Origin of the sequence: Microbacterium martis, from assembly GCF_047246685.1 — a bacterium.
GTDB lineage: Bacteria > Actinomycetota > Actinomycetes > Actinomycetales > Microbacteriaceae > Microbacterium.
The window spans coordinates 1013918-1026133 of the sequence record NZ_JBFOKT010000002.1; the positions used below are offsets into that span (position 1 = coordinate 1013918).

Sequence of the window (12216 nt, forward strand, 5' to 3'; positions counted from 1 at the left end):
ACGCTGATCGCCACGCGGCCTCGGCAGGATCGCGAGAATCCAACCGTCGCGGCGCAGAATCCATGGACGATCGTCCTGGCCCGGTTCAGGCTGGTCAGCGTGACCGAGGAGGCGCCGATGACCAAGCATCCGATCGTGCTGATGAACGACTGGGTCGAGCCCGGGCCCGTGGCGGCGCTCATCGACACGGCGCAGACGGCGGGCTACGACGGCGTCGAGGTGTGGTGGCCGGCGGATGCCGCGGGCCAGCGTGAGCTCGCGCGCGCCGTCGCGGCGACCGGGGCCGCAGTATCGCTCCTCGCATCCGGGGGAGAGGGGCAGCTCCCCGCACAACGGCTGCAGCTCTCCTCCCATCTATCGGCGATCGCCGATTCCGGACTGGACCCGCTGCACGTGACGCTCCACGCCGGAAGGGATCATTGGGCCGGACACCAGCTCGATCACCTCGCCGAAGAGATCGTCGCCGCGCGATCTCGTACCGGTCTCGACGTGCTCGTCGAGACCCATCGTGCGCGGATGCTGCCGTCGGCGCACGAATCGGCGAGACTCCTGCACAGGCATCCCGACCTGCGCATCACCCTCGACCTATCGCACTGGGTCGTCGTCGCCGAGTCGCTGCTCCATGACCAGCAGGCGGCGGTCGATCTCGCCGTCGAGCGCGCGGACCACGTGCACGCGCGCTTCGGACATGCGCAATCGCCGCAGATCGACGACCCCGAGTCGGCTCGGTGGGCGGCGGCGCTGGACAGGCATCTCGAGTGCTGGGACCGCGTGGTGGAGAGGCTGCAGGATCTGGGTCGCCGGCCGACCTTCCTCGCGGAGTTCGGGCCCGTCGACTACGCCACCCCGGACCCGCGCACCGGCCGACCTCTCGGTGACCCGACAGAGATGAACCGGTGGATGATGCGGCTGCTGCGTGATCGCTACGAGAGGTCGGCGGCGGCGGCGTGACACGCCTCCGCAGACGGCGCGAAAGTCCAATCGTCGTCTCCCGAGACTCCATTCCCTACGAAGAATCCGCCGTTCAAGATAGATGTCATGTACGAATCCAACGGCTACGTCCTCGACGAAAGTCCAGCTCGGCTGGGCCGCCTCGAGCCGACGCCCATGAGCGAGCGCGGCGACCGCGACGCGTTGTGGACGCGCCTCCGTCGTGACGGGTACCTGTACCTGACGAACCATCTCGACCCCGAGGTCGTGTGGGAGTTCCGGCGCTACTACTTCGCGGCGCTCGCCGCAGCGGGTGTGACCGCCCCCGATGCCGACCCGCGCGATGGCATCGCCGGCTCGGGGTCGATCGACCGCGGCGCCTATCGGCGCATCCTGTACGACGAGATCGTCCCCGGTGACGAGTACCAGGCGCTCTGCGCCGCCCCCGCCATCAGGGACTTCTTCGCCTGGCTGTTCGAGGACGAGGTGCACCTGCACCGGCGCAAGATCATCCGCCACACCGTGCCCGGCGAGGCGGGCATCGGCACCGCCACGCAGGCGCACTACGACCTCGTGTACCTCCGTGAGGGCAGCGACCGGGTGCTCTCGATGTGGATCCCCCTCGGCGACACGCCGATCGAGCGCGGCGGTCTCGCCTACCTCGAGCGCAGCCACCACCGGGTGCTCGCCGATGAGGCCGCCGGAAAGCTCAAGCGTCCGGCGGCATCGATCACGGCCGACCTTCCCGCGCTGGCGGAGGAGTACGATTCCCGCTGGCTGCTCGCCGACTACGCCGCCGGCGACGTCATGGTCCACTCCGCCCACATCATCCACGCGGGTCTCGACAACACCGACACCGAGGGGCGTATGCGCCTTTCGACCGACATCCGTTACCAGCGCGTCTCCGACCCCATCGACTGGCGCTGGCAGGAGCACTGGCGCTGGGACGACGGGCTGTGACCCCGGCTCAGTCCTGAGGCGGACCGGCCGGACGGTGCGCCCGCCGACCCTGCACGACCACCGGCCGACCGGCGCGCTCCTGACCGGGAAGCGGACGCGAGCGACGCCCGTAGATGAGCTCCGACGAGTCGAGCAGCCAGGGCACGAGCGTCACCGAGACGCCGTGCACGAGCATCAGCTGGCTCGCGATGCGGCGGGCGCGACGGTTGTGCAGGAACGACTCCCACCAGTGGCCGACGATGTACTGCGGCAGGTAGACGGTGACCACCGACGATCCGTTCTTGGCGCGGTACTGCGTGATGTACTGCGCGACGGGCTGCGCGAAGGAACGGTAGGGCGACTCGAGGATGATCAGCGGGATCGGCATGAGGTGGTCGGCCCACTCCTTCTGCAGTCTCGCCGCAGCATCCGCATCGACCGCCACGTGCACGGCGACGGTCTTGCCGTGCTTCGCGGCGACGGCGTAGTCGACCGCTTTCACGACGGGCTTCTGCAGGTGGCTCACGAGCACGATGGCGACGTCGCCGGATGCTCCGAAATGCGTCGTGTCGTCGATCGCGATCTCATGCTCGACATCGCGGTAGTACCGCTTCACCCCGAGCATGAGGAACGCGAGGATCGGGATGGCGAAGAACACCAGGTAGGCGCCGTGCGTGAACTTGGTGATCGTCACGATCACGAGCACCAGCACGGTGAGGATGGCGCCGGCGGAGTTGATCGCGAGTCCGACCCGCGCCGAGCGGCGATCGGACCCTTCGACAGGCTCAGGGACCGTGCTGGCCACGCCGTCGCCCGGCCGCTTCTCGGCCGGTGAACGCAGCACGCGCCGCCAGTGCCGCACCATGCCGATCTGACCCAGCGAGAACGAGACGAACACGCCGATGATGTAGAGCTGGATCAGAGTCGTGAGCCGGGCCTGGAAGATCACCAGCACCGCGATCGCCGCGATGCCGAGCAGGATCATTCCGTTCGAGAAGACGAGCCGGTCGCCGCGGGTGTTCAGCGACTTCGGGGCGTACCCGTCACGCGCGAGGACGGCGCCGAGCAGCGGGAAGCCGTTGAACGCCGTGTTGGCGGCCAGCAGCAGGACGCAGGCGGTCGCCGCCTGCACGATGAAGAACAGGATGCTGCCGCCGCCGAACGTCGCCGCGGCGATCTGCGCCATCAGGCTGGGTTGGGGCGTGGTGCAGTCGAAGCCGACGAGATCGCACGGGTTCTCGGCGTAGTGCACGCCCGCGACGAGAGCCAGTGCGGTGAGGCCCGCGAAGAGGCAGATCGCGATCGAGCCCATGAGCACGAGGGTCGACTGGGCGTTGCGCACCTTCGGGGTGCGGAAGGCGGGCACCCCGTTCGACACGGCCTCGACGCCGGTGAGGGCGGAGCATCCGCTCGAGAACGCGCGCAGGATGAGGAGGATCACGGCCGCCTGGCTGAGGTCCTCGGCGTGCACGGCGAACTCGGCGCTGGAGGCCACCGGCGCGTCGCCGAGGAAGGTGCGCACGAGCCCCGTGACGATCATGAAGCCGACGGAGCCGATGAAGACGTAGGTCGGGATGGCGAAGACCAGGGAGGCCTCGCGCACGCCGCGCAGGTTCACGACGATGATGAGGATCACGAAGCCGACGGCCAGCTCGACCCGCCAGGGGTCGAGGCCGGGGAGGGCGGAGATGATGTTGTCGACCCCCGAGGCGACCGACACGGCCACCGTCAGCACGTAGTCGACCAGCAGCGCGGATGCCACGATCACGCCCGGGATCTCGCCGAGGTTCTTCGACGCCACCTCGTAGTCGCCACCGCCGGACGGGTAGGCCTTGATGAGCTGGCGGTAACTGAGCACGACGACGATCAGCAGCACGACCACGGCTGCCGCCACAAGCGGGGTGAACGACAGGAACGCGAGGCCTCCGATCAGGAGGATCATCACGAGTTCCTGCGGCGCGTAGGCGACCGAACTCAGCGCGTCCGAGGCGAAGATCGGCAGAGCCATCTTCTTCGGAAGCAGCTGATCCTCGACCTGCTCGCTCGTCAGCGGGTCGCCGATGAGGATGCGCTTGACGCGCGGCGGTGCCTCCGCGGTCCCCTGTTTTTCGTCTGACACGTCCGGCGACACTACGCCCCCTCCCGGCATCCTCACGCCATCCTCACGCATTTCCTACGGTTGGTGCGGCATCCCTCACGGAATCCTTACGGGCGCGGAACAGCAGGTCTTGGTCGGAGCACCGGCCGATCAGTGATGCACACTATTTGCGGATGTATACCTTTGGCTACAATCTTCGGAAAAAGCTTTGCAAGCATGATCTCTGTCCGGCACCATCGTTCCGAATCACCCGCCACCGGAACGAAGGAGTTTCATGGACCACCGATCATCCGCGCGTCGCATCGCTGCGGCGTTCGTCGCGTCTGCCGGCCTCGCGGCAGGTCTCATCGTCGTGGGGGTCCCCGCGACCGCCGCGGCGCCGTCCGACCACATCGCGAACGACACCGTCTGGAGCGACACCGCCGGCAATCAGATCAAGGCGCAGGGCGGCAACGTCCTCCGCGTCGGCGACACCTACTACTGGGTCGGCATCGGCATGGACCCCCAGGGCTCCGCGCCGACGTCGCCACCGAAGTCGATCAACCTCTACAGCTCCACCGACCTCGAGAACTGGACGTTCGTGCGGGCGCTGGTCACCCAGTGGGATGACGACCTGAACGACGACGGCGTGAAGGACGTGCCCGACAGCCAGAGCGGCATCGTCGGCGGCGACCCCGAGTCCGACCTCGCCGTAGGACGGTGGCTGGGTCGACCGCAGCTCGTGCAGCATCCCGACGGGCGGTTCATCCTGACCGCCGAGGTCAACGGCAACCGCAAGAACTCGGCGAACAAGGGTCTGGGCAACGCGGTCGCGTTCTTCGAGGCGTCGAACGGGATCGACGGCGACTTCGAGTACCAGGGGCGTCAGTACGTCGACGTCACCACCGCCGACCCCGACGGAGTCACACGGGGCGACGGCACCCTGTTCGTCGACGGGGCCGATGCCTACATGGTCTACGTGGCCGACACCGCCGAGTCGCGCAACGCCGAGGGTGTGCGTGTGGCACCGCTCTCGGATGACTGGCTGACGATCGAGCCGAACGTCGACGACGACAGCGCCGCCTCGCACGAGGCTCCGTCGATCACCAAGATCGGGTCGACCTACTACATGTTCGCGTCGGGCAAGTACTGGTGGGACGCGACCGACACGTACTACCGGACGAGCACCGACGTCACCGACTGGCAGAGCTCGACCTGGAAGAAGCTGCCGACCAACCCGCTGCCCGTCGACAGCTCGCACCCGGTGAAGTCGTTCGGAACGCAGTTCGCCCAGATCTTCCCCGTCGTCGGCGACGACGGCACCACGTCGTACCTCTACAACGGCGATCGCTACTCGCAGTTCTACGGACCCGGCAAGGACCCGGCGCCTCCCGGGGTCGGTCGCAACGCCTGGTATCCGGTGACGTTCGATGCCGGAACGCCGACCCTGCACGGGGCGACCGATGTCTGGGTCGATGCCGACGCCGGCACCCTGTCGTGGAACCCGGTGGCGAACGGCCGGTTCGACCAGGGAGCCGCCTTCGACATCGGTGGTGACATCCCGCAGTGGAAGGTGGGCGGGACCGCCGGCGCGGCGAAGGTGCAGGACCTCGGTGCGCCGAACAACCGGCAGCTGAAGATGCAGGCGAGCACCGCTTTCACCTCGTCGCTCGCTCAGCAGGTCTCGGTGGCGAACGGCGACTACCGTCTGCAGTTCGACGTGAAGTCGAGCGCGGGCTTCAACGCCGCCTACGCCTTCGTGAAGAACCACGGCGGCTCCGAGCAGCACGTCAGTCTCAACACGGCGGCCGCGGGATGGACGACCGTGACGGTCGACTTCACCGTGTCGACGAAGACCGTGCGGTACGGCTTCTGGGCCGATGGGCCCGGTGGCAAATGGCTGGCTGTGGACAACGTGAAGATCTCGCCGCGCTGATCCCCCGCTGCGCTGCGGCGATGAGGCCCGGTCCCGCTCATCCGGGACGGGGCCTCATCGTCGTCCGGCGTCTTCCTCAGCCCATTCCGATCACGAACGCGTAACGTCGAGGTCATGACGGACCTCCAGGTCAGCGAAGACTCCATCCGCAAGACGCGCGAACTGCGCGACGAGTTCCAGCGCTTCCTCCGCGAGTACGAATTCGGGATGCGGGAGGTCGAGACGAAGATCTCGATCCTGCGCGACGAGTTCACCCACGATCATGCGTACAACCCGATCGAACACGTGAAGAGCCGGCTGAAGACGCCCGACAGCATCGTCGAGAAGATCGCCCGGAAAGGCATCGAGGAGCCCGACTTCGACCGCATCCGCACCGAGATCACCGACATCGCGGGCGTGCGGGTCACCTGCAGCTTCGTCGCCGACGTGTACCGGCTCTTCGACCTGCTCACCCAGCAGGACGACGTCACGGTGCGCGTGGTGAAGGACTACATCGCCGAGCCGAAGGACAACGGCTACAAGAGTCTCCACGCCATCATCGAGGTCCCGGTCTTCCTGTCGACCGGGGCCCTGTCGGTGCCCGTCGAGGTGCAGTTCCGCACGATCGCGATGGACTTCTGGGCCAGCCTCGAGCACAAGATCTACTACAAGTTCTCCACGCAGGTGCCGTCGCACCTCGTCGAGAGCCTGACGGATGCCGCGGCCGCCGCCGCCGAGCTCGACACGCGCATGGAGCGGCTGCACCGCGAGGCGCACGGCATCCCCCGCCGGTCGCTGGCCCCGCCGCCCCCGCGTGTCGTCGGCGTCTGACCTGGGTCCCTGGCTCGTCGCACCTGGGTCCCTGAGACTGTCGCACCTGGGTCCCTGAGCCTGTCGAAGGGCCGCCCCGCCTGGGTCCCTGAGCCTGTCGAAGGGCCGCCCGGGACGCTTCGACGAGCTCAGCGACCCAGACTCGGCCGCCCCACCTGGGTCCCTGAGCCTGTCGAAGGGCCGCCCGGCCTGGGTCCCTGAGCCTGTCGAAGGGCCGCCCGGGACGCTTCGACGAGCTCAGCGACCCAGACTCGGCCGTCGCGCCTGGGTCCCTGAGCCTGTCGAAGCTGGGTCCCTGAGCCTGTCGCACCTGGGTCCCTGAGCCTGTCGAAGGGCCGCCCCGCCTGGGTCCCTGAGCCTGTCGAAGGGCCGCCCCGGACGCTTCGACGAGCTCAGCGACCCAGACTCGGCCGTCGCACCTGGGTCCCTGAGCCTGTCGAAGGGCCGCCCCGGACGCTTCGACGAGCTCAGCGACCCGGATCGAGCACGTCGCGGAGGCGGGCGGCGAACGCCTCGGGCTGACCGGCGTAGCCGAACTCGCCTCCCATGAAGCCGCCGTGATGACTCGGGAAGACCGTCGGCTCCTGGCCGAGCTGCGCGGCGAGCGCGAGCGCCGTGCGACCGGTGTAGACCTTCATCGACTCCTCGCCGACCGCGACGACGATCCGGGTCGGCGATGCTCTCAGCGCGTCGAGATCCGGTCGGTAGAGGCACACGGCCCAGGAGCGGTCCGAGAGGAGCGGGTCGTCGCGCGCACCGTCGTCTTCGGCCGGCATCCCGAACGCGGCGGGGTCGGGAGCCGGTTGAGCGAAGTACTCGTCGGTGAGCTCGCCCTCCCACGAGGTGAGGGCGATGAAGGCGGCCATGCCGGCGCCCCAGCCCTTCTCCTCGTAGATCTTCGTGTAGGCCATGCGGGCACGGTGGACGGCGTCGGCGTCGGGCAGCACCGCGTCGATCGGCGGTTCGTGCGCGACCAGCGTCGCCACATCGTGCGGGTGCGCGGTGACCAGAGCGAGCGCGCTCACCGCGCCGCCGCTGCTGGCGAGCATGTCGACGGGCCCGGCATCGAGCGCCTCGATGAGGGCGTGCAGGTCTTCGGCCTGGACCTCTGGCTCGTTCGTGACCCCACCGTCTTTTCGGATGCTGCGCCCCAGGCCGCGCGGGTCGTACGTGACGACCGTGCGGTCGGTGAACAGCGCGACCTGCGCCTGGAAGCCGCTGGCATCCATCGGTTGACCGACCATGAGCAGCGGCGGGCGACCGTCGGACGTCGGCAGTGGTCCGTGGACGTCGTACACGAGGTCGACCTCCGTTGATTCGAGCGTGTGCTGCGTCATGGAAGGCCTCCCTCGGCGGAACCAACTCCCTGGATCGTATGACTCGTCAGTGTCGCGCGCCAGTGGCGAGCAAGGCCGGCGCAGAGCCTGGATGCCGCCGCGCGCTCTGTAGGCGATTTTCACATCTGCAGGTCGAGAAGGGTTGATACTGCCTGCAATCCGTGCGTTCCGCCTGCAAGCTGGGCCTCCCTCCGACCTCAGATGTTCGGCCAGTCGCTGGTCAGGTAGGCCTCCACGGCGCGGTGCCGGAACGTGTACGGCTTGCCGCGGTCGATGATGCCGCGCACCGTGTCGAGGCGCTGGGCCGTGGGCCCGGCATCCGTGACCCTGGCGAAGCCCATCGCCTCCGCGATGCGGGTGAGCGTGCGATCGGGGGCGGGGAGCTCCGCCATCACCTGCAGAAGCTGGCGCTCGCGAGCCGGAAGGCGTTCGAGAATGCGCTCGACATGCGCAGTCGCCTCGCGCTGTGCGCCGCGCCAGCCGCGGCGCACCTGGTCCGCTGTGATCGTCGGAGTCGTTCCGGCATACCAGGCCTGTTCGCCGGCGAGCTGGAACAGGAACGGCTCGCCCCGGCAGACCTCGACGATGCGAGCGGCCGCGGCGGGTTCCATCCGGATGCGCGCGGAGCCACCGTCGCCGTCGGCGACCTCCCACCCCTCGAGGACGAACTCCTGCAGGGCCTCCGCGAGGTCTTCGTCGTCGATGGCCGAGAGCGTGGTGGTCTTGAAGCGGCGGGCGAAGGTGGCGCCCTTGCGGGCTCCGGTCATGTCCTCGAAGTCGGGGAGTCCGGTCAGATACACCGCGATCGGCAGCGATCGGCTGACCCGCGCACCACCGGGCACCTCGACCTCGACCTCGTGGGTGAGAGCGTCTCCGAGCGCGATGAGCAACTGAGACAGTGCCTTCTCATCGGTGACGTTCTGCACCTCATCGATATGGATCAAGATCATGACCCTGCCGTTCGCGATCGCGGCGACACCGACTTCGACCAGCAGTTCCGTGAGTGCGGCGTAGGGCTCGCGTCCGTCGGCTCCGCGAAGGGTGAGCGAGATGCCCGAGATGGCCACGGCCTCGACCCGCGTGATCGCGTCGCCGATGCGCTTCTCCCGAGAAGAGGCGAGACCGGCGTCATCCGCGAGCTTTAGCACCGCTTCGGCGATGAGCTTCAGCGGGTCGGCGCCGGCGGGGATGCGCAGCTGCGGCGTGACCCAGTCGCCGACGCGGGAAGCCTCCTGAGCGATGCGTCGCACGAGCGTGGACTTGCCGAGGCCGGGCTCCCCGAGGATCGTGCGGCCCCGTTCGGGCAGACCGGCCAGCCGACGAGGGCGCACGACATCTCGCCAGTCGCTCAACTGCGCGGTGCGTCCGGCCCACACCTCCGGGATCGTGTCGGAACCCGGGCTGAAAGGATTGTCGAGTGCATCTCGCATGCTGATAACCTTATCAAGCGGATCGGCGCTTGATAAGGTTATCGGCAGCTGAGGGCCGCATCCGATCCGATCACCCCGCGCCTCCGAACAACCTCCGACCACACTCACGGTGGAACAGGAGACGATCATGCCAGGGTGCCGCAGCGGGAGACGATTCATCGCGTGGGCCGCGCTCACGGGCGTGATCAGCGGAGCGGTGTTCCTCGCCGTCGCCGAGCTGTTCGCCCTGATCTTCGCGCGCACCGCGAGCCCCATCCTCGCGGTCGGCGGCTTCGTGATCGACATCGTGCCGCAGCCGTTCAAGGAGTTCGCGATCTCGACGTTCGGCGAGTACGACAAGATCGCGCTGCTCGTCGGACTCGGCCTCGCCGTCGTCATCGCCTCGGCGATCGCCGGAGTCCTGCAGCTGGTGCGAGCGCCGCTCGGCGTCATCGCCCTGGTCGTCGCCGGAGTGCTCTCGACGGCCGCGATCGTCACCCGCGCCGGCGTCACGCCGCTGGCCTTCCTTCCGCCGGTGCTCGGCACGGTCGCCGGGTCGGTGATCGTGACCCTCCTCATCCGGCGGTTGCACTCCTGGCGGGCCTCCGCTCTCGAGACACGGACGGATGCCGCCGCGGCGGCCGACCTCCCCGAGAACCCGGCCGCGCCGACGGGCATCGGCCGTCGCCGCTTCTTCGCGCTCGCGGCCATCGCGGGAGCATCCGCGCTCGTCGTCGGCGTCGCCTCCCGGGCGGTGACCATGGCGGTCGGCTCGGTCGAGTCGATCCGCAGCGCGCTCCGGCTGCCGTCGCCGAAGACGACGGTCACCGTGCCCGAGGGGGCGGAGTTCGACATCGAGGGCCTGAGCTCGCTCTTCACCCCGAACAAGGACTTCTACCGCGTCGACACGGCGCTGACCGTTCCGACGATCGACCCCGAGACGTGGCGGCTCGTGATCGACGGGATGGTCGACCAGCGCGTCGAGATGAGCTTCCAGGACCTGCTCGACATGGGACTCGATGAGTACGCCATCACCCTCACCTGCGTGTCGAACGAGGTCGGCGGCGAGCTCGTGGGCAACGCGATGTGGCTCGGTGTGCCGCTGCGCGACGTGTTGAAGAAGGCGGGCGTGAAGTCAGGGGCCGACATGGTGCTGTCCCGCAGCGTCGACGGATACACCGCCAGCACTCCGTTGTCGGCGCTGACCGACGACGGTCTCGACGCCATCCTCGCCGTCGGCATGAACGGCGAGCCGCTGCCGCTCGAGCACGGCTTCCCCGTGCGCATGGTCGTCCCCGGGCTCTACGGCTACGTCTCGGCGACGAAGTGGCTGGCCGAGTTGAAGGTCACCACCTTCGCCGAGGACGAGGCGTACTGGACGCCGCGCGGATACAGCGCCGAGGCGCCCATCAAGTTCTCGTCGCGCGTCGACACCCCGAAGCTCGGTGCCGCCGTCGACGCCGGACGCATCCCGATCGCCGGCGTCGCCTGGGCGCAGTCGGTCGGCATCGAGCGGGTCGAGGTGAGCATCGACAACGGCGAGTGGATGCCGGTCACCATGTCGACGCCCATCAACGACGACACGTGGGTGCAGTGGTACATGGAATGGGATGCGACGCCCGGCACGCACTACGTCGCCGTGCGGGCGGTGAACAAGAAGGGCGAACTGCAGATCGAGGAGCGCGCTCCGATCGCGCCGGACGGCTCGTCGGGCTGGCAGCGCTCGCTCATCCGGGTCACCTGATCGCGGTGCGCTCCCGCCCCCGCGCCCCTAGGGTGGACGCATGACACCGCTCCCCGCGCACGTGATCACCGTCTCCGATCGCTCGTTCGCGGGGCAGCGCGAAGACCGCGGCGGTCCGCTCGCCACCGGCCTCCTGCGCGACGCCGGCTGGCACTGCCCCGACGCCGAGGTCGTCGCCGACGGCGCCGACTCGGTGGCCGAGGCGCTGCGCCGCGCCCTCGCGCGCGGCATCCGACTGATCGTGACGACCGGCGGCACCGGGATCGGTCCGCGCGACGAGACCCCGGAGGGCACGCGCCGGGTGATCACGCGCGAGCTTCCGGGCATCGCCGAGGAGCTCCGTCGCACCGGTCTCGCCGACACGCCGCTGTCGGTGGTGTCCCGCGGCGTCGCCGGCATCGTCGACCCGTACGGCGCCCTGGTCGTCAACCTTCCGGGATCGCCGCGGGCCGTGGCATCCGGTCTTCCCGTCGTGCTCGGCGTCGCCGGGCACGTGCTCGATCAGGTCGAGGGCGGAGACCACACGTGAACGACGTGCGGCTGGCGGCGATCAGCGACGAGCCGCTCGACCTCGACGCTCACCTGCGCGCGGTGGAGGATCCGCGGCTCGGCGGCGTGACCACGTTCATCGGTCGCGTGCGCGACAACGATCCCGATGCCGAGACGCCGGTGGTCGGCCTCGAGTACAGCGCGCACCCGGATGCCGAGGTCACGCTGAGGCGGATCGCCGAGCAGGCGGGGGGCGGGGCGTCTGCCGTGGTGGCGGTCAGTCACCGGATCGGACGGCTCGAGGTCGGGGATGCGGCCGTGGTGATCGCGGTCGCCTCCGAGCATCGGGCCCAGGCGTTCGAGGTGTGCCGCGCCGTGATCGAAGACATCAAGCGCGAGCTGCCCGTGTGGAAGCGCCAGCTCGAATCCGACGGGTCGTCGTCGTGGAAGGGCATCGGCGGCTGAGCGGAGTCTCGGCGCCCGTTCATCTGCAGGCAGATCTCACATCTGCAGGTCGAGAAGCCCCGATTCTGCCTGCAGATGTG

The 12216-nt window shown here is 68.8% G+C and carries 10 protein-coding genes; 7 read left to right on the forward strand and 3 right to left on the reverse strand.

Translation table 11 applies throughout. The features are described 5' to 3' along the window. The first annotated feature begins 117 nt into the window (after positions 1–117). Together AB3M90_RS12800 and AB3M90_RS12805 are read left to right on the forward strand one after the other, a co-directional pair. Complete coding sequence (locus AB3M90_RS12800) at positions 118–951, forward strand: sugar phosphate isomerase/epimerase family protein (protein ID WP_412952461.1); 834 nt, start codon at positions 118–120, stop codon at positions 949–951. Between the two features lie 87 nt (positions 952–1038). After that, a complete protein-coding gene (locus AB3M90_RS12805; protein WP_412952462.1) occupies positions 1039–1890 on the forward strand; it encodes a phytanoyl-CoA dioxygenase family protein in 852 nt (283 codons plus the stop codon). Between the two features lie 7 nt (positions 1891–1897). Here AB3M90_RS12805 and AB3M90_RS12810 read toward each other — a convergent pair whose 3' ends face one another. Continuing rightward, a complete protein-coding gene (locus AB3M90_RS12810) occupies positions 1898–4018 on the reverse strand; it encodes an APC family permease (protein WP_412952727.1) in 2121 nt (706 codons plus the stop codon). 223 nt (positions 4019–4241) lie between these two features. Here AB3M90_RS12810 and AB3M90_RS12815 point away from each other — a divergent pair, with 223 nt between their 5' ends. Next, a complete protein-coding gene (locus AB3M90_RS12815; protein WP_412952464.1) occupies positions 4242–5882 on the forward strand; it encodes a family 43 glycosylhydrolase in 1641 nt (546 codons plus the stop codon). Positions 5883–5996: 114 nt separating this feature from the next. After that, positions 5997–6692 carry a GTP pyrophosphokinase gene (locus AB3M90_RS12820; protein ID WP_412952466.1) on the forward strand — a complete coding sequence of 232 codons (696 nt, stop codon included), beginning with the start codon at positions 5997–5999 and terminating at the stop codon, positions 6690–6692. Between the two features lie 467 nt (positions 6693–7159). Here AB3M90_RS12820 and AB3M90_RS12825 read toward each other — a convergent pair whose 3' ends face one another. Together AB3M90_RS12825 and AB3M90_RS12830 are read right to left on the reverse strand one after the other, a co-directional pair. Continuing rightward, entirely contained in the window at positions 7160–8029 is an 870-nt protein-coding gene (locus AB3M90_RS12825) for an alpha/beta fold hydrolase (protein ID WP_412952468.1), read from the reverse strand. Between the two features lie 197 nt (positions 8030–8226). After that, positions 8227–9459: an ATP-binding protein gene (locus tag AB3M90_RS12830; protein WP_412952470.1), complete on the reverse strand. Its 1233-nt coding sequence runs from the start codon at positions 9457–9459 to the stop codon at positions 8227–8229. Between the two features lie 127 nt (positions 9460–9586). On the opposite strand from AB3M90_RS12830, the gene AB3M90_RS12835 reads away from it, so the two are divergent. The 3 genes from AB3M90_RS12835 to AB3M90_RS12845 are packed head-to-tail and all read left to right on the forward strand — an operon-like array spanning position 9587 to position 12136. Continuing rightward, positions 9587–11182 carry a molybdopterin-dependent oxidoreductase gene (locus tag AB3M90_RS12835; protein ID WP_412952472.1) on the forward strand — a complete coding sequence of 532 codons (1596 nt, stop codon included), beginning with the start codon at positions 9587–9589 and terminating at the stop codon, positions 11180–11182. Positions 11183–11222: 40 nt separating this feature from the next. Further along, a complete protein-coding gene (locus AB3M90_RS12840) occupies positions 11223–11711 on the forward strand; it encodes a MogA/MoaB family molybdenum cofactor biosynthesis protein (protein ID WP_412952474.1) in 489 nt (162 codons plus the stop codon). Next, on the forward strand, positions 11708–12136 hold the full coding sequence (locus AB3M90_RS12845; RefSeq protein WP_412952476.1) for a molybdenum cofactor biosynthesis protein MoaE: 429 nt from the start codon (positions 11708–11710) through the stop codon (positions 12134–12136). Before AB3M90_RS12840 ends, AB3M90_RS12845 begins: the two co-directional genes overlap by 4 nt. Positions 12137–12216: the final 80 nt, after the last annotated feature.

What these genes read in the sequence shown, in the direction of transcription:
- AB3M90_RS12835 (WP_412952472.1), top strand. Translation starts at nt 9,587, where the DNA reads ATGCCAGGGTGCCGCAGCGGGAGACGATTCATCGCGTGGGCCGCGCTC.
- AB3M90_RS12805 (WP_412952462.1), top strand. Translation starts at nt 1,039, where the DNA reads ATGTACGAATCCAACGGCTACGTCCTCGACGAAAGTCCAGCTCGGCTG.
- AB3M90_RS12840 (WP_412952474.1), top strand. Translation starts at nt 11,223, where the DNA reads ATGACACCGCTCCCCGCGCACGTGATCACCGTCTCCGATCGCTCGTTC.
- AB3M90_RS12815 (WP_412952464.1), top strand. Translation starts at nt 4,242, where the DNA reads ATGGACCACCGATCATCCGCGCGTCGCATCGCTGCGGCGTTCGTCGCG.
- AB3M90_RS12820 (WP_412952466.1), top strand. Translation starts at nt 5,997, where the DNA reads ATGACGGACCTCCAGGTCAGCGAAGACTCCATCCGCAAGACGCGCGAA.
- AB3M90_RS12810 (WP_412952727.1), bottom strand. Translation starts at nt 4,018, where the DNA reads ATGCCGGGAGGGGGCGTAGTGTCGCCGGACGTGTCAGACGAAAAACAG.
- AB3M90_RS12830 (WP_412952470.1), bottom strand. Translation starts at nt 9,459, where the DNA reads ATGCGAGATGCACTCGACAATCCTTTCAGCCCGGGTTCCGACACGATC.
- AB3M90_RS12825 (WP_412952468.1), bottom strand. Translation starts at nt 8,029, where the DNA reads ATGACGCAGCACACGCTCGAATCAACGGAGGTCGACCTCGTGTACGAC.
- AB3M90_RS12800 (WP_412952461.1), top strand. Translation starts at nt 118, where the DNA reads ATGACCAAGCATCCGATCGTGCTGATGAACGACTGGGTCGAGCCCGGG.